Below are 25,849 nucleotides of genomic sequence, written 5' to 3' on the forward strand. Positions count from 1 at the left end.
AAACCGCAGATAGAACTGTCGGTTCCTAAAGTAGATTGATGGGCCAATTACCTGCTGATTTATGTTTTTCAGTCATGTCCGCATCTCTTGGTCGAGTGAAAGAACAAAACCAGACCCTATTTGGGAACTTGCTGATAAAAGAAAATTGATAAATAAACCGAGCTATCGCAAATTTTTCTTGGTGGTAAATGCCGTCCAACCAGATAAGTCTAACCTGGCTGCGTAGCTTTGAAGCCGCGGCCCGACATCTGAATTTTACCAGTGCAAGCGTCGAATTGGGGCTGACGCAGGCTGCCGTCAGCCTGCACATCCGATCATTGGAACAGCAGTTGCAGCACAAGTTATTTGTGAGGCGCGCAAGACACCTGTCTCTCACAGAGCTTGGTCAGGCTTATTGCTCAACTGTCCGGCAGGCGCTTGCTGATATCGATATGGCCTCGGCAAACCTTTTCGGGTCGATGGCGACGAAGACAGTTACGATCAAGGCGCCGATATCGACCGCTTCACTTTGGCTTGCGCCCCGTCTTCCGTCGTTCAAGAAAGACCACCCGACGATAAATCTTCGCCTTGTGACAAATATCTGGACAGAGACCACCAATTTAGAAGAGATCGACGTAGAGCTGCGCTTGGGTCGTGGCAACTGGACCGACGCACTCTCCGAGAAACTCTCTGATGAAGCGATCGTCCCGATATGCGCCAAAGGCCGGAAGAACAGTTCAAAGCAAGTGCAGGATCTGCTGTCTGGTCCATTTGTTCACATATTAGGCCATGAAGGCCATTGGGAACGATACTTGAGCGCATATGACTGCACCAAGCCGCAAGACGCCCCGCAATACCTGGTAGACACAACCATTTCGGCGCTGCAACTTGTCGCGAGTGGCGGTGGCTATGCCCTAGTGTTCTCGCGACTGGTTAATACCGAAAATGGGCTCGCCTCGGGCGTTCGATTTGCCGGCAAACCGTTGCCACACCCGGATGCACATTTCCTAATGCAACCTGTTTCCAAAAAAGCTGTACGACCAGAGGTCGAGATCTTTGTGGACTGGTTGCGTAAGCAGTTTAAAGAAGATGCTTGATCTTGGGATGAAAACAGATTTTGCAGCGAGAGGGACGGTTTTGTCGACCACGATCTGCAACGGAATGCCTTTGTTGGCCAATGCCTCCGCGAAGAATTGCTTGGCCGCCGCGGTATCGCGACTTTCAGACGGCATAAAATCAAGGGTTTCGCCGTCGCGATCAACCGCCCGATACCTATACATCCAATGGCCGCGCACTTTGAGATAGGTTTCGTCCATGCGCCATGAAACTGCACCAGGGCGCTTACGTTTATGCGTCTCAATCTTGACCTGGGGCGAGAATTTCACCACCCAATCTGCTGATTGACTCACGCATCATGCCGGTCGGGGTTATTCCAGGCAATCAAGTTGAAAAGTTTGCGGCAGAGCCTGCAGGAGAAATTCCACTTGACTAAATCGGCAACGCGGTGCTTCAGGTGCCACTAAGATGCGTTGAAAGATTAACTGCCGGGATTGCGGGTTTCTGCCAGCTCGTGAACAGGTGCCATTTGGTCGGGTGACCGATTTCAATGGCCAAAAAGTGCTGCATAGAGTCCGAATGCTCCGACGGCGATGAGGCTGAGTGCCCAAACGACATCAAGATTGAACCATGTCTTTGAGAGGAACCTGAGCCCCAGCCAAAGGTAGATCACAACTGCGATGGTGCCGCCAGCAATTGTCATCGACAACGTGTGTACTGCTGCAACAAGAAACGCAGTCGTCACGTTGCTGCTCATAAGTGTTTGTGCTGCGGCATGACCGGTTTCGTTCGCTCCAATCGCACAGATGCCCAGAAAAATCGGCACCAGCATCAAACCAGCCCCATGCGCCATCGCAGCGAGGAATGACCAGAGCGCCAACCGGGCAGGGTGCACGCGCGCCAGAATTTTCGGATGTCTTCGGTTGATCAGCAGATAGAGGCCCATGGCGATAACCAAAAGCCCGGCGACCACGCGGATTTGAACCTCCCACTGAACAAGGAACATCATCAGTGAGAATGGCAACAAGATGCCAATCATCGCGAGGAAATGCCCCGTGGCCAGCATTGCCAGCGCTTTTGGCAGGGCGCTGTGCTTTCGCTCCATCAACGCCGCCGAAACGGCCAGCGGCCAACCCATGCCAGGGTTGATACCGTGGTAGAGTCCAGAAAAAATGACAGCCCACCAAAGGGCTGTCATTGTTGTTATGTCGCCCATTTCTTAGACGGACGGATAGCAGAAGCTGTCGGTCGAACAGTCACCGCCTTCCAGGCGAATTTGGTGACTGCGCAGACCTTTGGGGAAGTCGACATAAAAGTCATTGTTCAGAGTCAGCCCCCCGTTTTCGCCCACATCGGCCATCACCATTTGTCCGCCTTCGTCGTCGGGATAGAACTGGTTGTCCCAGGTGGAGTAAAGCGAGTTGGTCCAGTAGACGCGCTTGCCGTCGCGGCTGATTTCAACCATTTGCGGGCCATAGGCAAAATCCTTGCCGTTGGAGTGCTTGGTGTCGCGGGCGATGCCGCCCAGCTCGACTTTTCCGGTCAGCTTCGGGTTCATCGGGTCGCTGACATCGTATTGATGCATCTCGCCCAGCCCCCAGCACGCAACATAGAGGTATTTGTCGTCTAGGCTCAGGTCGATATCGGTGACCAGCGGCGGCACGGCCTCGAACCCTTGCAACAGTGGCGGCAGGTTCTCTGGCTTTTCGGGACGCGGGTCGATGGTGATCGTTTTCTTGGACTGCCATTTGCCGTCGTCACCGCGCCACCATGTGAAAATTGCGCCTTGCAGGTTGGTGGTGTCCACCACGACACCACAGAAACCATAAGATTTTGTCGGGTCATGCGCAGGGCGAATTTCCAGTGCCATCTGGTAATTGTCGCCGAAATCCATCGTCTGGATATTCTTGCGCGCGCGCAAGTCCCAGAAGTGGATCGAATGGCCATACTTGTTCGACAACAGGTCCTCGGGCACCACGCCGTTTTCAAACTGCGGCGGCAAACCCCATTCGGAACTAACCATGTAGTCCTGCGGCAGGTTCCACCAGAAATCATAGTGCTTGTCCTGCTTGCCGCGATCCATCTCGTATTGCCCGATTATTTCGAACGTCTCGCAATCCATGATGAAGATGCCCGGAGGTCCGTCTGTACCGTCTTCGCCGCCACCTCCAAGGCAGGAAACATAGATCCCTTCGGGACCGCAGTGGATGGTGTGCGGGCGCGAATAACCGGTTTTTGCAAATAGTTCTTCGGGTTCGATCGTCTTGTGGATCTTGGCCTTCAACGGGTCTTTCACGTCGATGACGTAAATACGTGAGGATCGGATTCCAGGTACGATCAGATAACGTCGTTCCAGAAAGGCGTGCCCGGTCAGAGGAGACAGAGATGACGAACAGGCGTTCCAGCCGAAATGGTGAAATTCGTCGCCTTTGTTGGGAACAATGACCTGATGTACGATCTGGCCATAGGTGTCGGAGTCCGGTTTGAGGTCAATGACCGCGATGCCATCAGATTGCGATCCGTCCGGGCTGAGCATTACAGTGAAGGCGTAGTTTTCCACCGGTGCCTGCATGGCAAGCTTAGGCGAGGCGTGAAACGTTGGATCTGGTCTCAGGTTCATTTGGTTTCCTCCGGTTTATTGAATTTTTCCTATTCTCAGTGTCATCCTTTTGGCCAAAAGGGCCGTTAGTTATTCGTTTCCTTATGTATCCGTTACGTTGCACAGCTGGATTGCGCCACTGACCTTCTTGGACAAGCCTTTCAGTTTTTCGCCGATCTCGATGCGGTATTCGGTGCGGAACCGGCGAATGGGGCCAACCGCACCAATACTGAACGTAGCTCCGATGTTGCCGATCGATACCGGTGCCGCAACGCTGGCAATTCCGATGTCGATTTCCTGATCACAATCGGCAAAGCCGCGTTCGCTAATTATCTCGAATTCGCGGCGTAGCTCATCTTCGGTCGTCTTGGTGTGTTCAGTATACGCCTTCAGGCTCCCTGACATGATGCTTTCGCGAAATTCCGGTTCCGCAAAGGCGGCAATGGCTTTCGAGCACGAGCAGGCATGCATGGGACGTACGCCCAAGCCCGGATGAATGAAGGCACGAGCGGGATCATCGGGTGTTTCTACGTGGATGATTTCAACTTTGTTGTCGCGAAAGCGCGCAAGAAAAACCGTTTCATTAAAATTTGTCGCTGCGAGGCGCATGAGGGGGGCTGCACAGCGTCGGACATCGGCATCGGACTTTCCAAGCAAGGCAATCCTGATCATCCGCTCGCCAATGATGTATTTTCCGTCATCAGAGGGTTCGTCGAGGAGATTTTGTTCAACAAGTGACTGAATGAGCCGGTAACATGTGGGCTTGGGCAGATCGGTTGCACGTTGAACCTCTGCCACCGAAACAGGGCGTCCGACGACTGCGATGATTTCAAGTATCTGGATCAGACGTTCTAGGTGCATGTTAATGAAATTCTCACAAAACGAGACTGTGTATCGAATGATGGGAATCTTTCGTCCAAACGCAAGTATAATCTTTGGGAAATCTATTTGCGGACAATGGCGGTGGCTGCGATTGAGACCGAAAAATTCCTTGAGATCATTGAGGTGGAGCTAGGTGGATCACAGGCTGGCGAAGCCCTGATAGAGATCTATGCGACGGGGACTGTAGCTGTTACCAACCCGGCCGAGGCCGAAATTGACTGAACCGGTTTCGCGTCGGATAGGGCGGGATAGGCCCAACGCTATACAAAGGTTACGACCTGTTGGCGCGGTTCAGATCATTAGTGTCGACCCTATGCATGCACCTAAGTAGATCCGTGCGGTTGTTGAGTTCTGGTAAGGAAAGTTACCGACTTCATCTTTACTGAAGTTAATTAAAGCTAATTGAGTTTGACTGATATCGCCCTCTAGCTGCATTCTGTTCTGAATCGGAATTGCCGAATTTGGAGCCAGACGTGACCACTTCTGAACCTGATCGCGTCGTTTCAGTCGGCGAGCAATGCTCGGCTACCAGATGTGAACCGTCGGTAATCCTTGAATGTGCCGCTACCGGAGACGTAGCGCTAACCGCCACGCTGCATGAGAAGATCGGCACGTGTGTTCGAACCAAAGGCCCGTCGGGTTCATGGTACAAAGCCAACTAACCTGTGCGGAAAAATAATGAAAAAGTGACAACTGGGAGGAACCTTATGTCATTACCTGAACCATTTACGGATCTAGAGATAGAAACGGCGGATGCCGGTTTCTATGAGAATTACAGCGTACCGATCGCGCTGATCAGCAAGGGCATCATGGTTGCCCTTGTACTGTGGGCGCTTGTCTTCCCGGCCAATGCCAACAGCACCCTCGGTAGCTGGAATGGCAAGCTGCTGGAAATCTTCAACAGCTTCTACATTGTTATTGTCGGCCTGTTTGCCATCTTTCTGGTGATTGTGGCGATCCTGCCGTCGACAGGGAAGCGGGTCATGGGAACACCTGGCGAAAAGCCCGAGTTCTCGAACTTCTCGTGGTTCTCGATGATGTTTGGTGCCGGTCTGGGTGTCGGCCTGATGGTCTTTGCGACCGCTGAACCGCTGGGCCTGTGGGGATCAAACCCCGAGGTCGTGTCCGGTGCAGTTGCTGGCAACGATCCCGACTCCGTTCAGTCGGCCTATCGGTATACCTTCCTGCACTATGGCTTCCACGCCTGGGCAATCTATGTGGTGACTGGCCTGTCGCTGGCCTATTACGCCTATACCCGTGACATGCCCCTGACCATCCGTGCGGCTCTGACCCCGCTGTTCGGTCGTTTGATGAACGGATTCCTTGGCCATGTGGTCGACGTTCTTGGCGTTGTTGCAACGATCCTAGGTGTGTCCGTGACCATCGGTTTTGGCGTCAGCCAGTTCATCGACGGCCTTTATGCCATCACCGGCATGGAATGGATCATGGACTTTGGCGGAGATGTTCCGACGCCAAGCAAAGTTGGTCTGATTGCTGGTCTGGTCGTTATCATGGGCTTGTCCATCATTTCGGCGGTGTCGGGTGTTGGCCGGGGTGTTAAATACCTGTCGAACCTGAACCTTGTCCTGTCGATCATCCTGCTGGGCACGTTTGTGATCTTCGGGTCCTTTGTCTTTGCTATGACCACCTATGGTACAGCCCTGGTTGATTACCTTCTGAACTTCCTCTCGCTGAGCTTTGGTGCCTATGGCCCGCTGTCAGCCGAGGCCTTTGCGGCGGCTCTGCCTGCCGAAGCGCAGGCACATGCGGATGCCCTGATGGGTGGCGCAACCAACGCCTGGGGCAGCTTTGATGGCTTCAAGAGCGGTCTGGAGGGCGCAGCAGCTGAACTGGACGAGGCCACGCTGGCCGCGGCATATGCCGCTGGTGAGCAGGGTCGTCAATTCGGCTGGCAGGCCGGTTGGACCACGTTCTACTGGGCCTGGTGGATTGCGTTCTCGCCGTTTGTGGGCCTGTTCCTGGCGCGTATCTCCAAAGGTCGCTCCGTGCGTGAGTTCATTCTGGGCTGCGTGCTTGCACCGGCACTGGTGTGCTTCGCCTGGATGACTGTACTGGGTGGCACCGCGATTGATCTGGAACTGGCCGGTGCCGCAGAAGGCGCGATCATTGGTGCCTCGAACACAAACAAGCTGTTCGTGACCCTGTCCTACATGATCGACGGAGGGCTGCTGTCCATGCTGAACGTCATGTGCGTGATCCTGATCATGACCTTCCTGGTGACCTCAGCTGACTCGGGCATTCTGGTGATGAACACCATCATGTCCGGCGGCAGCCAGGAGACCGGCATCAAGCACCGCATCATCTGGGGGGTGATCCTGACGGCTGTGATCGGCGCGCTGATCCTTGCTGCAGGGGAAAACAACCCGATGGATGCGTTGCGCAACGCGATGATCATCGGTGCATTGCCATTTACCATGGTGATGGCCCTGATGATGGTCTCGCTGACCAAAGCGCTTTACCGCGACGGACAGCGTGACAAGCATGCTGACGCAAGCACACAGGCTGCCGAGTAATCAACCTATAGCGTTACGAACCTTGCGCCGCCCCTTTGATCGGGGGCGGCGTTTTCGTGCAGCGGTGGGTTAAGTTCTGACCAGTGTTTCGTGCCAGACGTCAGACAGGCAGCATGTTTGCAGAAGCAGCACAAATGCTACTGCGCGCACATGGTATGCCAGATCGGTGGTGATGCCTGGGCCATAGTCCACCTCTTCGCTGCAATCAGAGACGAACATTACCCGTTGCACGAGCTAGACTTGCGGCATTGTCAGTGCTGTCTCGAAGAACTGGTACGAATTGATCTCGTACAGTTTGGACGAAAAATTGCTATCGAAATTGGAGTCAGCACCTAAAGAACGGTGCTGCCGCTTATGTCAATCCGGCGATTCAAACCTCGGTCAGGTGCTTTCTGACAGTTGGATCAATCCTATTACTTTGAATTGGGTAAATGCCACAAGCTGCGATCGCCTCGCGCGCAGTTACGCGTTCGTGCAGACGTTTCCAGATTGTTTTGGCTGCGTATGGATGGGGGTATGGGCGCCAAGCAACGCCCATGGTCATCCCTCGCAAATACTTCAGTTGCTGGCGATGCGCAGAGTACAAGATTGTATTTGAAACGCTGCCTTCGCGCGCGAGCTCGTGTTCAGTCACGAATATCCTGTTCCCGCGCATAGTTACAAAGCCAGCGTAGCGCGAAATCTGATGCATGCTCTTGTCTGGAGACGTGGCAATTTCACGGGACCGGATCGTGATTAGCCCTTCAACTTCCTGAATGCGGATCAATGAACAGAAGATTTTTCCTTCCCAAGATGGCGTGCAGAAATAGGAATGATAAAAACCTATATAGCGCCTCAGGTTCTTCTGTTGCCCCCGGAAGGGTTCCAAAAATGCATCTGTGGGCGTTTTCCCAACTTGTGGCAGGACGCCTCTTAGCATTCGTTCGAAGCTTGCAGTTTCCTCGAAAAGCTGTGCTTCGGTCAGGTCGAAATGACGTGCAATGCGGCGCATGTTATGGGCAGAGGGCAGGCTGGAGCCATTCAAATAGCGATTGAATTGCTGTCTATTGACGCCGATTTCGCGGCAAATCTGCGAAATGTTTCCATGCTCTGCGCACAACGATCGTAAGTTGGCAGAAAAATACTCGGACACAAGAAAAACCTTTCGCGTTTTGACGCTATATCACTGCAAGCTGCGTCAACTCGCATAAGATTGCACAATTTGATTTATCTGCAAATCGGTTTCTTCTTCAGCATCAGATCGTAACAGACAAGCTTCAGATGCCAATCGAAACAATCGAAAACATATGGATCACACTCGCCGATGGGCGACGGCTTGCGGCGCGCCTCTGGTTGCCCGAGACAGGCCCCACACCGGCCATTCTGGAATATCTGCCATATCGCAAACGTGACGGCACCGCGCCCAGAGACGAAACAACACACACGGTTTTTGCAAAGGCGGGCTATGCCTGTATTCGGGTCGACATAGCTGGCACCGGGGACAGCGAAGGGCAATTCGACGACGAATACTCGGAACAGGAACTGCATGATGGTGAGGAAGTCATAGCCTGGATTGCCGCGCAGGATTGGTGTGACGGCAATGTCGGGATGATTGGGATATCTTGGGGCGGGTTTAATGGTCTGCAGCTGGCCTTCAGGCAACCACCTGCACTGAAAGCCATCGTCAGTGTCGCTTCGACTGTGGATCGATATGCCGATGACATCCACTTCATGGGTGGGTGCCTGCTGAGTGACAACATGAATTGGGGCAGTCAGATGTTTGCCTATCTGACGCGCCCAGCTGATCCAGAGCTTCGCGCAGATTGGCGACAGGACTGGCTTGCCCGACTGCAAAACGTCCCATTCTCTTCTGCAGATTGGCTGCGATATCAGACGCGCGACCCATATTGGAAGCACGGCTCAGTTTGCGAGGATTGGACCGCGATCCAAACCCCTGTCTTGGCGATTACAGGCTGGGCAGATGCTTACGTCAATGCGCCTCCGGCTTTGGCAGCCAACCTGACGGCGCCAACCAAAGCTATCATTGGGCCGTGGGAACACCGCTATCCGCACATCTCAAAGCTTGATCCCGCAGATTTTCATTCCGAAGTCGTCGGATGGTTTGACCGCTGGCTGAAGGGACAACAAAACGGCGCCGAGGACTTGCCTGCCTATCGGACATACATGCAGGAACACTTCAATCCGACTGCGCAAAACGGTCCTCGGAAAGGTCGTTGGATTGCAGAGACGGCATGGCCGTCACCTCATGTCTCGGAACGGGTCTGGCATCTGGTTCCTAGCGGGTTTTCGCGGGACCCGGTGGTTGGTGCGGTCGCTGTCGCATCGCCTTGCTATGTTGGTGAAGACAGCGGGTATTTTTGCGCGGGCATGCGTATCGACAATGAACTTGCAGGGGATCAGGCCGGTGATGATGCCTTATCGGTCTGTTTTGACAGCTCGCCGCTGCAAGCACCGCTCGAGCTGCTGGGTCGGGCAAAGCTAAAGTTTCAGTTTTCAGTGGATCAGCCTGTTGCCCAGCTTGTCGCGCGGCTGTGTGATGTTTCACCCGAAGGTGTGTCACAGCGGATCAGCTATCGTCCGTTGAACCTGTGTCACTACCACAGTCATGAGACACCGCAGATCCTGCAGCCAGGTGAGATCTACGAGGCTGAAATCACGCTGAACGAATGTGCGCACCATTTGCGCGAGGGCCACGTTTTGCGACTGGCGTTGTCGACGTCTTACTGGCCGATTGTCTGGCCAGCACCTCAATCGGCCACGGTAACTTTACACTTGCTGGATTGTGCTCTTCATCTGCCGGTGCGCGAAGTTGCGCATGAAATTCAAGCCTCTGAACCCGGCCCGGCGCAGGCGTATCCGGTTCTGGCAGCTGAGCAGTTGCGTTTACCTTCAGCGCAATCAGAACGCACGGTGACCGAAAGCGGTTGCGTGGTTCTGGAGACGTTTGATGACTATGGTAAAACGCGCGATCCCTACCACGATCTGATTGTTGGTAGCGACGTACGCATGCTTTACCGCATTCACCCCGATGATCCGACAACCGCGTATTTCGAGACCGCTTGGAGTTTTTCGTTCGAGCGCGAAGAATGGCAGGTCGCCATCACGACCGAGTGCCGCATGAGCTGTGACACCGAGAATTTCTATCTCTACCGCAAACTACGCGCCACTGAAGGCGCAAATGAAATCGAAGTCCTAACAAGGGAATGGTCCGAAACCGTTCCACGCGGACTTCTCTGACTTAATCTAAGGGAGGATACTATGAAGATCGAATGGACAAAGGCCAATGTTGGTCGCCGGAGGTTTCTGAAAGGCGCAACTGCGCTAGGGGCCGCTACAGCGCTTCCGATGGGGTGGGCGAACCGCGCGTTTGCAGCAGATGACGGTGTTCTGCGGGTGCGGGCTTATGGTGATGCACAGAACATGGATCCAGCACATTCCGTTGGTGTCGTTGAAGAAGAAGTGCATGCCTCCATCTACAACAAGCTGATCCAATACAAGCCGGGCGAGGAATGGGGTTGGCAGATGGATGCGGCAACTATGATCGAGCAGGTTGACCCGACCCATATCAAGTTCGCATTGCGTGACGATATTGGATTCACTAACGGATTTGGCGCGATGACTGCTGAAGACGTCAAATTCAGCATGGAACGGATCGTGGACGACACGACCGACAGTCCGAATAAGCCCGACCTAGGGCCATTCAGCCATGTTGAAGTGACTGGAGAGCGTGAAGGGACAATCGTTCTGAACAGCCCGTTTGCCCCGATCTGGTCGATTGCCCTGCCGTATATTACTGGAAACATCGTCTCGAAGGCAGCGGTCGAAGCCGCCGGTGGCCGGATCGGTGCTGATCCGGTTGCGGAATCCGGCCCGTATCTGCGAGACAGTTGGTCGCCCAAAGAAAAGACCGTTCTAAAGCGCAACCCTGACTGGAAAGGGGATGCCCCCGCTTGGGATACCGTCGAGATCTATCCGATCGATGATGAAAACACGGCCGAGATTGCGTTCGAGGCAGGCGAGTTGGACGTAACTCGCGTGTCGCTGGGCTCGGTTGAGCGGTATCGCGCCGGAGTTCCCAATGGTGGTTCTCTGGTAGAGAAACCCTCGCTTTACTATGTCTGGATGGGAATGAACGTCGAGCATCCAAAGCTGCAAAATCAAAAACTGCGGCAGGCAATTCAGCACGCAGTGGATGTTCCGAGCATCCTGGAGGCAGCATATTTTGGAGCTGCTGAACCGGCTACCGGCATCATCGCACCGGGCCTTGCTGGCCATCGGCCATCTTCGCTGGTACCACCTGAGGCGAACTTCGAGAAAGCCGCGCAGTTGCTCGCGGAATCCGGTGAAACCAATGTCACGCTAACCCTCGATACGTTGAACAAGACGACCTTTACAACAACTGCACAGATTATTCAGGCGACGCTGGCGCAGATCGGAATTACGGTTGAGGTTAACGTTCTGGAATCTGGGGCATTCTGGGCGTCTGGTGACAATGAGAACCTACAGCTTGTTCTGAACCGTTTCTCGATGACGCCTGATCCGTATTATGCGACGTCGTGGTTCACACCAGAACAGATCGGGAAATGGAACTGGGAACGGTTTAACAGCCCGGAATTTAACGAAATCCATGAATCTGCGGCTGCTGAAACGGACATCGCAAAGCGAGCTGAAATGTATCAGCGTGCGCAGGATCTGATGGAAGAAAGCGGTGCTTATCGCTTTATCACTCACGAGGCGACACCGGTTATTCACAGTGCACGCGTCATTCCAGCGCTGCGGCCAGATGGCCTGTCCCTGCTTCGCTATTTTGGCAAGGCGACCTGATCTCCCCAGGTCGACCAGGTGCGGCGGGTGCGTAACGCTCGCCGCACCAACACCAACGCCATCAAGCCAAAAGGAGCCAGTTGGCCATGCTGAAATTCGCAACCCGTCGCTTCGGGCTGTCGCTGCTTATCCTGTTCGTGGCGGTCACCGTCATGTTCCTGATGATCCGCGCCGTGCCAGGCGACCCGGTCCAAATCATGCTCGGCCCACGCGCCACGCCCGAGCTTCAGGCCCAACTCACTGTAGCGTTGGGGCTGGACCAGCCAATCTGGAAACAGCTTTTGATTTTTTACGGAAACCTCTTGCAGGGTGACTTGGGAACCGATGTCTTTTCGGGTCGTTCCGTGACTGACATCGTGTTCCAGCAACTACCATTCACATTGGAACTGATTTTCGCGTCGATCCTGTGGTCAGCTACGCTGGGTATCGCACTCGGCGCCTATGCGGCTGCGCATCCCAATACGTTGATCGACCGGGTTGCCGCCGCGATATCTGTTAGTTTTGTGGCCGCTCCGGCCTTTGTTGTTGCGCTCTTGGCTCTTTTGGTTTTTGCGGTGCATCTACAGTGGTTTCCCGCGATCGGTGCCGGGGAAGGCTTCTTTGACCGTCTTGACCATCTGGTCCTGCCCGCCTTTGCCATCGGGCTCAGTTGGGTTGGCTATATTGCCCGGTTGGTACGCGCCTCGATGCTGGAGGTTATGGGTGAAAGCCATGTCCGCACGGCCCGAGCCTTTGGTATCGCCGAACGTCGCGTGGTCATGGTGTACGCGTTGCGGATCGCCATTTTGCCCGTGGTTACCGTCATCGGTGTTGGGATGGGTTTTCTTCTCAGCTCGGCGGTTTTCGCTGAAATCGTCTTTGCCCGACCTGGTTTAGGCAAACTGGTCATCGACAGCATTACGACCCGAAACTACCCGATTGTGATGGGCTCTGTCCTAGTATCAACAGCTTTGTTCGTGGTGTCGACCGCATTGGCCGATCTGATCAATGCGCTGCTTGATCCACGCGCGCGCACGGCTCATTGAGGAGGCAGGCACATGGAAAAATCTCGTTCCGAAATGGGCCAGATCATAGTCGGCGTTGCGCGCGACCCGCTTGGTCTCATGGGCTTAATCATCGTCGGTGTCATCGTTTTCTGCGCAATCTTTGCGTATTGGATCGTACCCTATGATCCGATTGCGATGGATATCAAATCCCGCTTGCAGGGACCGTCCACAGCACACCTGCTGGGCACAGATCAGTTAGGGCGCGATACGTTTTCGCGGGTCATCGCGGGGGGCCAAGTTGCGCTCAAGGTGGCATTGCCCGCCGTGTTCGGAGCAATGGCGATTGGCCTGACACTGGGCATGATTGCAGGGTATGGGCCGAAATGGCTCGATAATCTTCTAATGCTGTTCTTCGATACCATCCGGTCCTTTCCGACAGTGATGTTCGCGCTGGCCGTTGTGGCCCTGATCGGGCCCAGTCTGCAGACGGTCGTGTTTGTCGTCATGGCGACCTCGATCCCAACATATGGGCGCGTGGCGCGGACCCAAACGCTGACACTCCGCAACTCTGAGTTCATCCTGGCTGAACGTTCAATGGGGGCCAGCATGGCGCGCATTCTAGGCGTTCATATGCTGCCCAACATCATTGGCGTTCTGGCTGTGTTGGCAGCCATGGATATCCCCACAGTCATCGCGCTTGAGGCCGGCCTGTCCTTCCTGGGTCTGGGCGTTAAGCCTCCGACCCCGAGCTGGGGTGCTTTGCTTAAGGATGGCTATTCCCTGATCCGCCAAACTCCTTGGTTGGTTGTTGGCGGAGGCCTGCCGATCATTCTGGCAACGCTTGGCTTCACGTTTCTGGGTGAAAGCCTGCGCGATGTAGTTGACCCGAAACTGAGGAAACAGCGATGACCGAGACACTTCTGGAAATCGACCAGCTTTGCGTCGATTACGAAACAGGCCGTGGCGACCTCAGGGCATTGAGGGACATCACATTCAACGTCAACAAAGGTGAAATTGTTGGCATCGTGGGAGAGTCCGGTTGTGGTAAATCCACGTTGATCTCATCCATTCTGCGTTTGACCGCGCCCAATACCCGGTTCCGTGAAGGAGAAATTAGGTTCAAGGGGAAGGATTTGCTGCAAGCCTCTGAGCGGCACATGCGGGACCTGCGCGGGGCGGATATATCCATCGTCTTTCAGGATCCGATGCAAACGCACAACCCGGTTCTGACTATCGGCCAGCAGATGCTGGATATTCAGCACCGATCCAGACAGTCCAAGGCTGACAAATTGGCGCACGCGGCCAAAATGTTGGGCGCTGTTGGCATTCCTGACCCTGAAGCGCGTCTGGCGCAATATCCGCATGAATTCTCTGGTGGGATGCGTCAACGGATCGCCATCGCGATGGCGTTGATGTCCGAACCTGATCTTTTGATTGCGGATGAGCCGACAACTGCACTGGATGCGACGCTGGAGGTGCAGATCATTGAGCGCCTGCAAGAGCTGCAGCGTGAGTTTCACTGTGCCATCTTGTTCATCTCGCACCATTTGGGCGTGATCGCGGAACTCTGCGACAGGGTTGTTGTGATGTATGCTGGCGCAGTTGTTGAAAGCGGGGACGTGCGGGAGATTTTCCACAATCCTAAACACCCTTACACACGCCGACTGATCGAATGCGACCCCGGTCACATCAAAGAGCGTGCCCGTGTATTGCCAACCATTCCCGGTGAAGTGCCCGACTTGGCCAACCTGCCGGGGGGCTGCATTTTCAGGGATCGTTGTGATCAGGCCATGGCGCGCTGCGCCACCGAAGTGCCGCCACTGGATCAATTGAAAGAAGGCCATCACGCTGCGTGCTGGCTGAACCATCAGGAGGTCGCATCATGAGCTTGCTGAACGTTGTGGACCTCAATACCAGCTATGGCCCGGTCAATGTACTGGCGGGTGTCAGCTTTACCGTAGAACCCGGAGAGACTTACGCGCTGGTTGGTGAAAGTGGGTCTGGTAAAACCACGGTCATTCGCGCCATTGCCGGGTTAGCACCTGCGCAAGATGGTTCGGTCACCTTCGAAGGCCAGGAAATTCGGGGTGCACCCGAAAGTGTCATGCGCCCGTTGCGCAGAGACATGGCGATGATGTTTCAAGACCCGGTTGGAAGCCTGTCGCCGCGTCTGACCATCCGCAGTCTGATTACCGAGCCTTACCGCATTCAGGGCATGAAAGACCGTGACATGGACGCCGAAGCCAAGCGCCTGTTGGAAATGGTCAACTTGCCCACGCATTTCGCGGACCGCTATCCTTATCAGCTATCTGGTGGCCAAGCTCGGCGTGTGGGTGTGGCACGTGCACTGGCACTGGAACCCAAATTGATCCTTGCGGATGAGCCCACTGCAGGTCTCGATGTGTCGGTTCAGGGCGAGCTGTTGAACCTGCTTAACGACCTGCGCGAAAGGCTGGGGCTGGCGATGGTGATTATCACGCATAACCTTAGCGTCGTACGCCATGTGGCTGACAGAATGGGCATCATGTATTTGGGCCGATTGGTTGAAGAAGGTACAACCGAGGCCATCTTTAACGAGCCGCGCCATCCCTATACCCGCTGCCTGCTGAGTGCCAACCCAGAGCCGGACCCGGATGCGCGGTTGGAACGGATCGCTCTCAAAGGTGAGCCCCCCAGTTTGCTTAAACGTCCGTCCGGTTGTGAGTTCCGCGAGCGTTGTCCCTATGCCAAGGATATCTGCACTCAGACCCCGGAATGGGAAGTAAATGGCGGCCACGGGCTGCGTTGTCTGGCCCCGCTGTCGTAGTAGGAAACCCAATGCCAAGCACACTATATTTTAACGGCACAATCCTGACTATGGATGCACAGAACTCCTTTCCAGAGGCTGTTCTGACCGAGGGCAAAAGAATTCAGGCCGTCGGTGCTGAAGCAGATCTGCGTGCACGCATGCCGGCTGACTCACATGAGTATAACCTTCAGGGTCGTACACTGATGCCGGCGTTTATCGACCCGCACGGGCATTTCCCGGATCCAGGGTTCATACGGCTGTTCCGTGTCGACTTATCTTCGCCTCCTTTAGGGGACTGCAAACACATGGCGCAGGCGTTGACTAGGATTCGGGAAAAGGCTGGCGAGACGCCCGAGGGTGAGTGGGTCATGGGCGTGTTGTTTGATAATACTGCCATTCGCGAAGGCCGCATGCCCACGCGGGCTGAGCTGGACGATGTATCACAGCGTCATCCAATCTGGGTTATTCATGCGTCGGGGCACTGTGGCGTAGCCAATTCTGTTGCCCTTCAGAAGCGCGGGTTAACCTGTCAAACACCTGATCCAGAAGGCGGCCGCTTTGGCCGTGATCCTGAAACCGGAGCCCTGACGGGATTGATCGAAGGATTATCGGCCATGGGCGAGATGGGCGATACTGATTTCCTGATCGACCGCGAAAGGTTCTGGCAAGGCTTTGAGGCCTGTCGTGACGAATACCTATCCTATGGTGTGACCTATGCCCAAAACGCCTGGGCGTCGCAAACCATGTTGGAACACTTTGCCAGCCAGCCCGCGGATCTGGATCCGGGAATAGACATTGAGCTCTTACCCGTCGGAAGTCTGGAACCCGAATTGTCCGAGCATTGGATCGGTACGAATTGGCCCGGCAACCCGCATTTCACACTGGGTCCGCGCAAATTGTTCACGGACGGGGCTTTTCAGTTGCAGACCGCGTTTTTGTCTACCCCGTATTTCAAGCCGTCCGATCCCTGTCACCCTTGTGGGATGGTTTACACCTCACAAGAACAGTTAGATGCCGACGTCAGAAAACTCCATAGCAAGGGCTTGCAAATGCATTGCCACTGCAATGGTGATGCCGGTGCCGAGATGTTCATAGATGCGGTGGAAAAGGCGCTTATTGCGCATCCTCGCCCAGATCATCGCCACACCATTATCCACGGTCAGGCTCTGCGGGATGATCAGTTGGAGCGTATGGTCCAGCTTGGACTTACCGTCAGCTTTTTTCCGGCTCATATACATTTTTGGGGTGATCGCCACTACGATACGTTCTTGGGGCCGCAGCGCTCCGAGCGGATATCCCCTGCGGCGTCTGCTGAGCGGTTTGGCTTGCGATATACAATCCACAATGATGCCTCGGTCACGCCGACGCGTCCGATTCATCTGGCCCACTGTGCGGTAAATCGAAAATCCGTTTCTGGTCGCGTGCTCGGTGAAGATCAGAAGATCAGCGTTCTGTCAGCCTTACGCGCTCAGACCATCGACGCTGCTTGGCAAGTCTTCAAGGACGAACAGCGCGGTTCTGTCGAACCGGGTAAAGTTGCTGACTTTGTTGTCCTTTCGCGTAACCCACTGCACGATCCGGACCGCCTGACAGATACGCGGGTGCTTGAAACGATCCGCAATGGCCAAAGTGTTTTTGCTGCACCCCATGCCGAACAAGAAATCGAGCACACATGATGGCGACCAAGCGTATTGCGGTCGCGGGTTTTCAGCATGAAACTAATTGCTTTGGTGTGACGCAGGCCGGTCTGCACGAGTTTGAGATGGCCGATTCCTGGCCCGGCATGTTGCACGGTGCGCAGGTGATATCGGAAACGTTTGGCATGAACCTACCTATCGCCGGTTTTGCGAGGGCTGCAGCGGCAGCAGGATTTGAAGTCGCACCAACCCTGTGGTGTTCTGCCGAGCCGTCTGCACATGTAACCGATCACGCATTCGAAACAATTTGCGAAATGTTGTTGGATCGCATCCGGGATGTGGGCGACATTGATGGCGTTTATCTCGATCTCCATGGGGCAATGGTCACCGAAAGCCTCGCTGACGGTGAGGGAGAGCTTCTGCGTCGTGTACGTGATGTTGTGGGCTTCGAAGTACCAGTGGTCGCAAGTTTGGACCTTCACGCCAACATCTCGGCTGAGATGGTCGACAATGCAGACTATTTGTCTGTTTTTAGAACCTATCCCCACTTGGATATGGCGGAAACGGGCGCACGATGCGTTCCAGTCCTGCAGCGGTTGCTAGCGGGCGAACCGCTCTACAAGGCTTTCCAACCGGTGCCTTACCTCATCCCTCTGCATGCGCAACATACGGGCTCCAAGCCATTCAGCGAGATCTATCAGTTGCCCGAAAGATTTGAGCAGCAGGAAATTCTGGCAGAAATCGCCCTCGGCTTCACCGCGGCGGACTTCTCAGACACAGGCCCATCATGTCTTGCCTACGCGGCCACAGCCCAGAAAGCTGCTGCTGCCGCGGAAGAAGTCGTGCATTTGTTCGTATCTCGCGAAGCCGATCTTGATTGTTCGATGTTGTCTCTAGAGGAAACCGTTTCGATATGTCGCGAGAGGCGGCGAAAACCCATTGTTGTCGCAGATGTCCAGGACAACGCTGGTGCGGGCGGGACATCAGATACTACAGGCTTGCTGGCAGCACTGATTGAGGGCGGGACAAAGAGTGTCTTAATGGGTCTGTTCCATGACCCTGAAAGTGCAAAACAAGCCCATAAGGCCGGAGAAGGTGCACGGATAAAACTTGCGGTCGGTGCAAAGTCCAACTTGGCTGGGCACGTTCCAGTCAAAGCAGAGTTTGAAGTTCTGGCTTTGGGTGATGGCCTTTGTCGCTATACCGGAAAAATGTATGGCGGTGGGGTAGCTACGCTGGGCGAGACAGCTGCCCTACGTTTGATTGGGCATGAGGCAAGTATTGACCTTGTTGTCACAAGTATACGGAACCAATGTCTTGATCGCGCGCATTTTACTCATATCGGATTAGACCCAACGAACTACGCGGTTATCTGTGTAAAAAGCACCGTACATTTCCGAGCGGATTTCGAACCTATTGCAGGAAATATCTGTTCCGTTTCTTCGCCAGGTGCCTTTCTCTGCAACCTGAAAGAAATCCCCTACACTTGTATCACCAGAAGGCTGGCGAACACTCGCTGCGGTACCGTTGCCTCAACTGGCACTGGCTAGTGAATTCCGTTGATCTAGCGGGTCCATTATCATCTGTGAAGCGCGCCTATTGCGGGCTGTGTGGGGTTTTGAGCGAGGCAGCTTACTGCCTCGCATTGTGCCCTTATTCTTGACGGCCAAATTCTAGGAGGTGAATTCGGCCAAGAGAATTTCAGTTCTCTGCCAGCAGACAATAGATGATCATCGTCATCCGCTCGGTTGGAATGTGAAACCAGGCGAACTTCTCAAAGACGGATAACGGATTTTGCGCCAGGACTTCATCCATGGACATGCCCTGATCGACGAGGGGTTTCATCGTGTCCTTGATCGCAAGCATCAAATCGACCGAAGCCTGCATGTCGAACTTGTTACCCGCCGGACCGTGCCCTGCAATGATAACAGTGTCGTCGTTGGCCAAATCGATGATCTGTCTTTGAGCTGAAATAAACCCGTCGATGCTACCGCCATTCTCAAGATCGACGAACGGATAGATCTTGTTAAAGAACAGATCAGCAGCATGAATGACATTAGCTTCGACAAAATGGACGATTGTGTCGCTGACGGTGTGCGCATTAGCAAAGTGCATCAGTTCAATTGTCTGCCCATTCAGGTGGAACGTCATCCTGTCATTGAAAGTGATGACCGGCAATCCGGCCTTGTCGAACTGATCATCTTCCAACAGCGCGCGGCGTGTTTCGTCATGGGCTAGAATAGTTGCGCCCCTTGCCGCGTAATTCGCATTACAGCCGACGTGATCGCCATGAAGGTGCGTACTGATAAGGAAATCTATCGGTCCGCCAGCCAGCTTCTCGGTTGTGGATACAGTGACATCGGCGGCTTTTTGCAAACCGTTGTCGATCAGGACAGAACCTTCATCACCAACCAAAAGCCCGAGCGTCCCGCCGGGGTTCCCACTGCCGACTTCCAACATAAAAATCCCGTTCCCGAGATCAACCGGATCCCACGCATCTTCGCCCGTCGGGGCACCGGCCTTATCCCATACGCCTCCGTCAGCATGTCCGTGTAAGAATGATCTGTCTGACGAGCCTGCTTTTGTCATTTCAGTTGTTTCCTTTTCAAATTCTATCCTGCTGTGATCGTAGGGGCGTGATCAATAGACCGCTCAGGAAGATACCTGAACGCCCCTTGGCGCTCTGCTTGTTTTAGGCGCGCGCTGCTGGTGATTAATGAACACGCTATTTTCACAAGGTCACCACAGTGCACATATGTAAGGACGTCCTCAGCTATTGGTTTCCTCGGCAAGGCTTTTCCCTACCGAGCTTCCAGAGTATCTCAACGCTATCAAAGTAATCCGTAGAGGTTGAGTATCAATAGCTGGCAATGTAAATTAGTAAGCGAAATTTGTGTTGGGATTCCTAAATTTCAGGGAACCGTTTCAGTGTGTGTCGCCACATCGGAACAGAGTGTTCGTGAACAAACGAAAATCGTCTTAACGGCAGGTTATCTCGCTGGAACCCGATTTGCCCCAGCACTGCCGAAGCCGCGAAATTGTCTATCATGCAGCATGCAGTAATCGTGTTACAATGAGATGGAAGCCTCTCGATAAAAGTCGAGATAGCCCAATTTCCCAAGCCGCGACGGTGAAGGCGAGGTTCCAGCCAGAATGATAATTCGAGGCCATAGCTGACGGTTCCGACCAGTCGGTCACCCAAACAGATTGCGGCAGATTCCACTTCTGGGTCCAGGAGGAACTCAAGGTACTTCCGGGACGTTTCCCAATCGACATTCAATGGCAATGCCCCCAGCCAGCGGACCAGGTCGTGGTTTTGAAGGGCCCCGTGCACGGCCCCTAGGTCATCGAGCGAGACAGGGCGTAAGCTACGCAGCATAACCGGCTCTACGAACTCGTTTGGTGTTCGGTTCATGATTGTTTCGTTTCAGGCGTCGCCTGTTTCTCAGTTGACTGAATAATAACGGGTTTCACTGGGGGCTACCTTGGGACATTCAGGTTCCCAAGTTCTGTTTCTCGCCAAAACCCCGCTGACCTAAGGTTCTTCCCTTTCTTGCGGTTATCGACAGCATTTCTATTTCGGCGTTTTTTCGTCTGACGCTGGGTGCGCTAAGTCCAAGTGATTGCCGGTACTTGGTAATTGTTCGCCTAGACAGAGCGAAACCAGATTTATTCACATGAACTGCGATGTCTCCATCACTGAGAGGAGCGAATTTGTCTTCGGACGCAATTAAACGCCTGATTTGATGCAACGCCACATGTTTGGTCTCGGACAGGGAACCCTGGGCAATCGGTGCACAAAAAAGCGATTTGGTCAAAATATTACCCAATGGACATTGAATCGTCAGACCTGACACGACCCGACTTATCGTCGCTTCGCTGAAGCCAGTGTCTTCGGCAACATCACTCATGCGCATTGGGCGCAACGAATAGAACCCGCGTGCAAGAAACCTGCGTTGACGCATACATATCGCTGTAATTACTGCCATCGCAGTTGCGTTTCTGACCTCCAATGCTGAACGCAATGACTTGGCTTGTCGTATCATTGAAACGTGGTGATTTTGCAGTGCGGCTTTGGCAGACTCGCTCGAGTTCAGCGCCTGCGATAATCGAACAGTCGGAAAGCTTGACGAATTCAACGCTATCAACAGGTCGGAACCAACGATCTCTACTGTGGCGTCACTTTCCCGTGCCAGAGTTTCATCACTTTCGAAGTTAGCTCCTGGTTTTGGATTCATTTTGCGTATGTCATCCAGACATCGTGCAATTTCTGCCAGATCCACCCCGAGTTTTCGTGCCAAACTTGGCAGATCGCAATCCATCAGTGCGTCGAGATTGTCGATCAGTTTCGACATAGCTCCGTTTAGAATTCCGCGGTCACTCGCCTGTAGGCGCAGGCATTCCTTGAGGTCGCGGGCAAACAGTCCAGCCGGTTCGACTGTTTGCAGCTTTGACAGGACTTCGGCGCAGGTTTTGGGGCAAAAGCCATAGGCAGCTGCGACGTCATCCACCGAAGCCCCAAGCCATCCGCTGGGTTCGATCTCGGCCAGGAATGCCAATGCAATGCTTATGTCGCTTTTTTTGTCGAAAATCAGCGGCAGTTGTTCAGCTATATTTTGGTAAAGGCTGGTCTTGGTGTCGGCAACAGTGTCGGACATGTCAGTCATGGGTGCAACTAACCCGCCTGATTGCTCTCCAAGGTCCTCAGAACCAGCTTCGAGAAACGGGTTTTCTTCTGTGACTTGCGCCAAGTGGTTCAGTAGTTCGAACTTATGCATCCGCATCAACTTGATCGCTTGCGCCATCGAGTGGTTCAAAAGCCCGGTCTGACGTTGCGAATGTCGGAAACTCATAACCATTGGATTACCCCTCAGACCTCAAATGCAAAAGATCGGTCGAAATTACGTATCGTTTGGCGCGGATGCTTTGCATTGATGGTTTGTCGCGTCAGAGATCGTTGATAGACTGACGCAACCCAATGAGAGACAATTTCGACATGCAATCTGACACGTCTCATGTTTTCCCAGGCTCTTTTGAACGCAGCTATCCCGGCATTTCCCCTCAACTTCTTGCGCGGACCCGGCAAATGTGGTCGGCAAAAGGTCTCGACCTGGATGAGGTTTGGCGAAAGACGATTGTCCGATTTCGCGGCTTTAGCTTTCTTGAAGATTGGGACATTGGTACCGACAGCCATGCAGTCGATACGTTCTTTATGTTTGATCAGGCTGCCATTTGGGTTGCGTCTCTGCACTCTGCGTCGATTGAGGCAGTCAATTTGCCGGACAGTGGGCTTACAACGGATCAGTGGGAGGCGCTTCGCGCATTGACGTTTCGAATGATCGAACAGTTGGACGCGATCCGGTTGCTTTTCCAACATGATCTGCCGACGCCGTCTATGCAGATTGCACGATCTATTTCTGAAGATGTGGATATGGCGCTGGCGTTTGTATCCAGACCGAAGCTGGCCAAACGATTTGTCGAGTGCACGACCATCGAAGAAGCTCAAGACTTTTGGCGGCGTCATATTGCAGGCGGTCGCGCGTTCAAAGCAGTAAGCGAACGACTTTACCACGCAGGCCTGGAATTTGATCAGGATGGGACGTATGCCGCTTGGCGCCAACAGGTTAAGGCTATCCTGGGCACTGCTGTTCATACCTCTTTCTCTGGTTCTGGAAAACGTGGATCCAAACCATACGCAGGCCAGTTCGACGAAACCGGGGATTGCCTCTATTTCGTCACTCTGCGCTTGCAAGAGATGTGTGCGTATTCTCATGTTCTAAACGGTGATTTCGGGCAGGATCTGGCTGCGGTTCGCAATGCTGAGGGGCCAGATGCACATGATGGCATCGGGCGCATGACGCCGCTGATTTCCGAAGTAACCGTTGATCAGATGAGGCGGATGCTTGCGGTTGACGCGGCTGGCGTGTTGGCAGTTCTGCACAGTTAGTTCTAGTGCACGATATCTTCTTGCGGGCCCAACTGGTTCTTAGCGATCCATTGCGCCGCCATTACCAAAGCGCCCATGGCAAAGTCTTTGCCATGTTCTTCGATCATCGCTTCTGAAATTTTCGATAGTTGAGCGAAGTATTTATCTTTACTTTGCTCTTCCGGGGACAAGGTCTTGGACATTTTCTATCTCCTGATGGCTTGGGTGGAGTGGTTTATTTGAACATCTGAGAAGGGAAGGTCGCCAGTGCAGCCTTTCCAGATGCAAAACCGATTGCCAGATGCTCTCCGGTCTTTGACCAGGCCAGGCTGGTCACTTCGGTTCCGCGTTCTTGATGCAACATCATGTCTTGTGGAGTTCCGACGCTGGCTAAAGTCACCAGACCGCTGGCATATCCTGTTGCGACAACGTCCCGCTTGGGATGTGCGGCAATCGCGTTCAGTACGACGAAGCCGGGTTTGCCAGTAGCGATTGGTGTGCCTGCCTCGTCATTCTGCGGCAGGTCATTTGCGTCCCAGCCAACAAGACGGAACGCACCTGATGTCACGAGCGCATTGGCCGATTTGCTGAACGCGACATTGCGGACTGGTGCAGGGTATCCTTCGACCTGTTGGACCGATCCCGCACTGCGGTCGATAAGATAAAAGCTGTTGTCAGCTGAGGCACAACACAGATGGTTTGCTGTATGACGCCATTTGATTTCCGTAATCTCGCTTGCGATGTCATATGTGACAGGGGCCGTATCGGGGGCGCCCAGATCAAACAGGGTCAGTTTGCCATCACCCCAGCTAGCAAGAGCGCGGCCATCGTCGGAATATGACAGGCAAACAACAGGATGACTTGTTGTGAGTGTGATTACGGACGTCAATTCTGATGTTGAGATGACATCAATCAGCGTGTCTGCCGCAATGGCGATTTGATCGCCATTATTAGTGCCTGCGGCACCTGTTACGTTCCGATCTTGCAGCTTGAGCCTGTCAACAACCTGTCCCCCCGCCGTGATCTGCCGTAGAAACCCGTCGTCACAGATTGCCGCGAAGCCCTGCGCTCCAAAACGAACGATGGATAGGTCAGTACGGACAGAGATGTCCGGGGTCTTAACCGGCGCTATCGGGTTTTCGCGCGGACGGATGGTTGTCCGACCGGTTTCCAAATCCATTCGGGTTCGAATTTTTGGACTTTCCAGATCTTCGACGGCAGCCAACGCCAATTTTCCAGATGTCAGTTTGAAGGCTGCACAACTGTCTTCTTTATTGAAGAGAACCTGATCTATTGCATCATCCAATGCCCAGTCTCGGCCCAGAAGGTCAAACAGAGAAAGCCCTGCGGCACTATTTTCGACCATTATCCGTCCTCCAGATTGCGGGCGTTTTCAATTTGTTCATCGATCTTCGCAACATCGCGTTCCAAAGCGTCGATATGTTCCTGCGAAGCGGTCAATTCGTTCGAAGATTTGTCAATTGCATCGAGCGTCTCCGCAGAGTCCGGGTCTTTCATCAGTAAGATGTCGTAGCCGGCGATTTGTTGTAGAATGCGCAGGTGCTCTACATTGGCTTGCGACAAACCGTTGATTAGTTCCATGCGCTTGAGAAACAAATCCGAGACTGCTGAGGATTGACCGGACATTCAAACCTCCTTTAGAAATTCGAGCTGTTGCTTGGAACAGATGAGAGACTTCTCGTGAAACAGAAAGACGCAACCGATCGGTTCTTTCAGGGCCTGCACAAAATCAGTCTGGATTTGTGCGGCAATGACAGCTTGCTGACACATGCGGCTGAAAAGGCGGCTTCCGAGCCAAGTCCGATAAACCTCGTAGCCGCGCAAGAGGCGTTGGCACAAACTTCGGGTGATCTTCGCGAACAAATACTGCGGGAACTCCACGCGCTCTTGAGCAGCGATATCGAAGCGATTTGGGACCAGATGCCCTACGCTGTGAAAACCGAACGACCGAACTGACATTTGAGACACTGTCACGCGGCGACCTGGGGCGATTTTGGTTGTGCCTTGGTCGCTCATTTGATCCCCCGAAAAGATACGATTAAACACTGTCCTTACTCGACTGTGCTGCCTCAAAACGCTTCGCCCGATTGCGGCTGACCTGACTAAAGACGTGCGATGTTTGCAGTGCTAAAATTATCATCAGTTGTCTGGTCTACAAAGAATGTTCAGCGCAAAATATGCCTCGAAAAAGCATCTTTTTTCACAACCTTGGCGCGATTAGTTAAACATGTTTACAGAGTGTAACGCGGATTAGTTTCATTGTTTTACAAAGGGAAAATTCAACGTCCTGCTGTCGTTGGGTATGCCTGTGTGTCCAAGGTGGTGATTCGCGATCGGTTGTGCGCATTGGGTTGCCAAGCGCTCGGGTAGTGGGCTTACCTATTTGCGCTCTTGTAGATGCACTCTGAAAGTGGCGCGTGGTCCGGAACAGGTTCAACGCAGCTCAGAGTGTGTCGTCAATTCGAGCAAAGAAGCCTCTGGAGTCGGAAAATAAGCGCAGAAAAACACATGTTACCGTGCGTGCGGCCTAATCGTAACGCTAGGTCATGTTGACAAATGACGGATCCAGAGGCGGATTGAAGTGATATCTACGAAGCCGAGGAAGCTTTCGGCTATC

Annotated in this window: 24 protein-coding genes; 13 read left to right on the forward strand and 11 right to left on the reverse strand. The window is 53.7% G+C overall.

The genetic code is table 11. From position 1 onward, the window contains the following. The first annotated feature begins 188 nt into the window (after positions 1-188). A complete protein-coding gene (locus AC2FIP_RS17120) occupies positions 189-1,076 on the forward strand; it encodes a LysR family transcriptional regulator (protein WP_496787396.1) in 888 nt (295 codons plus the stop codon). On the opposite strand, the gene AC2FIP_RS17125 is transcribed toward AC2FIP_RS17120, so the two are convergent. The 4 genes from AC2FIP_RS17125 to AC2FIP_RS17140 form a co-directional block, all read right to left on the reverse strand. Then, positions 987-1,295 carry a DDE-type integrase/transposase/recombinase gene (locus tag AC2FIP_RS17125; protein ID WP_496787426.1) on the reverse strand — a complete coding sequence of 103 codons (309 nt, stop codon included), beginning with the start codon at positions 1,293-1,295 and terminating at the stop codon, positions 987-989. The genes AC2FIP_RS17120 and AC2FIP_RS17125 overlap by 90 nt on opposite strands. A 287-nt stretch (positions 1,296-1,582) precedes the next feature. Beyond that, positions 1,583-2,233 (reverse strand): hypothetical protein, encoded by a 651-nt coding sequence (locus AC2FIP_RS17130; protein WP_496702083.1) that lies wholly within the window; start codon positions 2,231-2,233, stop codon positions 1,583-1,585. 21 nt (positions 2,234-2,254) lie between these two features. Then, a complete protein-coding gene (locus tag AC2FIP_RS17135) occupies positions 2,255-3,655 on the reverse strand; it encodes a selenium-binding protein SBP56-related protein (RefSeq protein WP_496787398.1) in 1,401 nt (466 codons plus the stop codon). 81 nt (positions 3,656-3,736) lie between these two features. After that, positions 3,737-4,495, reverse strand: coding sequence for an IclR family transcriptional regulator (locus AC2FIP_RS17140; RefSeq protein ID WP_281972994.1), 759 nt, complete (start codon positions 4,493-4,495; stop codon positions 3,737-3,739). Between the two features lie 102 nt (positions 4,496-4,597). On the opposite strand from AC2FIP_RS17140, the gene AC2FIP_RS17145 reads away from it, so the two are divergent. Together AC2FIP_RS17145 and AC2FIP_RS17150 are read left to right on the forward strand one after the other, a co-directional pair. Beyond that, positions 4,598-4,738, forward strand: a complete 141-nt coding sequence (locus tag AC2FIP_RS17145) for a hypothetical protein (protein ID WP_496787399.1) — start codon at positions 4,598-4,600, stop codon at positions 4,736-4,738. A gap of 485 nt (positions 4,739-5,223) precedes the next feature. Continuing rightward, positions 5,224-7,050 carry a BCCT family transporter gene (locus AC2FIP_RS17150; protein ID WP_496702079.1) on the forward strand — a complete coding sequence of 609 codons (1,827 nt, stop codon included), beginning with the start codon at positions 5,224-5,226 and terminating at the stop codon, positions 7,048-7,050. 370 nt (positions 7,051-7,420) lie between these two features. On the opposite strand, the gene AC2FIP_RS17155 is transcribed toward AC2FIP_RS17150, so the two are convergent. After that, positions 7,421-8,182: a helix-turn-helix transcriptional regulator gene (locus AC2FIP_RS17155; RefSeq protein WP_281972993.1), complete on the reverse strand. Its 762-nt coding sequence runs from the start codon at positions 8,180-8,182 to the stop codon at positions 7,421-7,423. Between the two features lie 128 nt (positions 8,183-8,310). On the opposite strand from AC2FIP_RS17155, the gene AC2FIP_RS17160 reads away from it, so the two are divergent. The 8 genes from AC2FIP_RS17160 (at position 8,311) to AC2FIP_RS17195 (ending at position 18,835) form a co-directional block, all read left to right on the forward strand. After that, entirely contained in the window at positions 8,311-10,287 is a 1,977-nt protein-coding gene (locus AC2FIP_RS17160) for a CocE/NonD family hydrolase (RefSeq protein ID WP_496787401.1), read from the forward strand. A 21-nt stretch (positions 10,288-10,308) separates the two neighbouring features. Then, complete coding sequence (locus AC2FIP_RS17165) at positions 10,309-11,874, forward strand: ABC transporter substrate-binding protein (RefSeq protein WP_496787403.1); 1,566 nt, start codon at positions 10,309-10,311, stop codon at positions 11,872-11,874. 86 nt (positions 11,875-11,960) lie between these two features. Then, positions 11,961-12,899, forward strand: coding sequence for an ABC transporter permease (locus tag AC2FIP_RS17170; RefSeq protein WP_496693714.1), 939 nt, complete (start codon positions 11,961-11,963; stop codon positions 12,897-12,899). Positions 12,900-12,911: 12 nt separating this feature from the next. Continuing rightward, the gene (locus AC2FIP_RS17175; protein WP_281995038.1) at positions 12,912-13,769 is read left to right on the forward strand and encodes an ABC transporter permease; all 858 of its coding nucleotides are present in this window, start codon (positions 12,912-12,914) and stop codon (positions 13,767-13,769) included. Next, positions 13,766-14,746 (forward strand): ABC transporter ATP-binding protein, encoded by a 981-nt coding sequence (locus tag AC2FIP_RS17180; RefSeq protein ID WP_271948711.1) that lies wholly within the window; start codon positions 13,766-13,768, stop codon positions 14,744-14,746. The genes AC2FIP_RS17175 and AC2FIP_RS17180 overlap by 4 nt, the downstream gene beginning before the upstream one ends. After that, positions 14,743-15,666 (forward strand): oligopeptide/dipeptide ABC transporter ATP-binding protein, encoded by a 924-nt coding sequence (locus tag AC2FIP_RS17185; RefSeq protein WP_496787405.1) that lies wholly within the window; start codon positions 14,743-14,745, stop codon positions 15,664-15,666. The genes AC2FIP_RS17180 and AC2FIP_RS17185 overlap by 4 nt, the downstream gene beginning before the upstream one ends. Before the next feature lie 11 nt (positions 15,667-15,677). After that, positions 15,678-17,324 carry an amidohydrolase gene (locus AC2FIP_RS17190; protein ID WP_496787407.1) on the forward strand — a complete coding sequence of 549 codons (1,647 nt, stop codon included), beginning with the start codon at positions 15,678-15,680 and terminating at the stop codon, positions 17,322-17,324. After that, positions 17,324-18,835 carry a M81 family metallopeptidase gene (locus tag AC2FIP_RS17195; protein WP_496787428.1) on the forward strand — a complete coding sequence of 504 codons (1,512 nt, stop codon included), beginning with the start codon at positions 17,324-17,326 and terminating at the stop codon, positions 18,833-18,835. Before AC2FIP_RS17190 ends, AC2FIP_RS17195 begins: the two co-directional genes overlap by 1 nt. A 151-nt stretch (positions 18,836-18,986) precedes the next feature. On the opposite strand, the gene AC2FIP_RS17200 is transcribed toward AC2FIP_RS17195, so the two are convergent. The 3 genes from AC2FIP_RS17200 to rpoN form a co-directional block, all read right to left on the reverse strand. Beyond that, positions 18,987-19,874: an MBL fold metallo-hydrolase gene (locus AC2FIP_RS17200; protein ID WP_496702067.1), complete on the reverse strand. Its 888-nt coding sequence runs from the start codon at positions 19,872-19,874 to the stop codon at positions 18,987-18,989. A gap of 316 nt (positions 19,875-20,190) precedes the next feature. Then, positions 20,191-20,700: a GNAT family N-acetyltransferase gene (locus tag AC2FIP_RS17205; protein ID WP_496787409.1), complete on the reverse strand. Its 510-nt coding sequence runs from the start codon at positions 20,698-20,700 to the stop codon at positions 20,191-20,193. 79 nt (positions 20,701-20,779) lie between these two features. Then, on the reverse strand, positions 20,780-22,144 hold the full coding sequence (gene rpoN / locus AC2FIP_RS17210; RefSeq protein WP_496787411.1) for an RNA polymerase factor sigma-54: 1,365 nt from the start codon (positions 22,142-22,144) through the stop codon (positions 20,780-20,782). Positions 22,145-22,263: 119 nt separating this feature from the next. Here rpoN and AC2FIP_RS17215 point away from each other — a divergent pair, with 119 nt between their 5' ends. After that, on the forward strand, positions 22,264-23,232 hold the full coding sequence (locus tag AC2FIP_RS17215) for a hypothetical protein (protein ID WP_496787413.1): 969 nt from the start codon (positions 22,264-22,266) through the stop codon (positions 23,230-23,232). Between the two features lie 2 nt (positions 23,233-23,234). On the opposite strand, the gene AC2FIP_RS17220 is transcribed toward AC2FIP_RS17215, so the two are convergent. Genes AC2FIP_RS17220 through AC2FIP_RS17230 form a run of 3 tightly spaced genes read right to left on the reverse strand, consistent with a single transcriptional unit; the run spans position 23,235 to position 24,858 of the window. Then, positions 23,235-23,414, reverse strand: a complete 180-nt coding sequence (locus AC2FIP_RS17220) for a hypothetical protein (RefSeq protein WP_496697173.1) — start codon at positions 23,412-23,414, stop codon at positions 23,235-23,237. Between the two features lie 32 nt (positions 23,415-23,446). Next, positions 23,447-24,577: a WD40 repeat domain-containing protein gene (locus tag AC2FIP_RS17225; protein WP_496787416.1), complete on the reverse strand. Its 1,131-nt coding sequence runs from the start codon at positions 24,575-24,577 to the stop codon at positions 23,447-23,449. Further along, on the reverse strand, positions 24,577-24,858 hold the full coding sequence (locus AC2FIP_RS17230) for a hypothetical protein (RefSeq protein ID WP_496787418.1): 282 nt from the start codon (positions 24,856-24,858) through the stop codon (positions 24,577-24,579). Before AC2FIP_RS17230 ends, AC2FIP_RS17225 begins: the two co-directional genes overlap by 1 nt. A gap of 54 nt (positions 24,859-24,912) precedes the next feature. Between AC2FIP_RS17230 and AC2FIP_RS17235 the strand changes: the two genes are divergently transcribed. Next, positions 24,913-25,188 (forward strand): hypothetical protein, encoded by a 276-nt coding sequence (locus AC2FIP_RS17235; RefSeq protein WP_496787420.1) that lies wholly within the window; start codon positions 24,913-24,915, stop codon positions 25,186-25,188. The last annotated feature ends 661 nt before the right edge of the window (positions 25,189-25,849 follow it).

This window comes from Ruegeria sp. CDSB114, assembly GCF_059611025.1.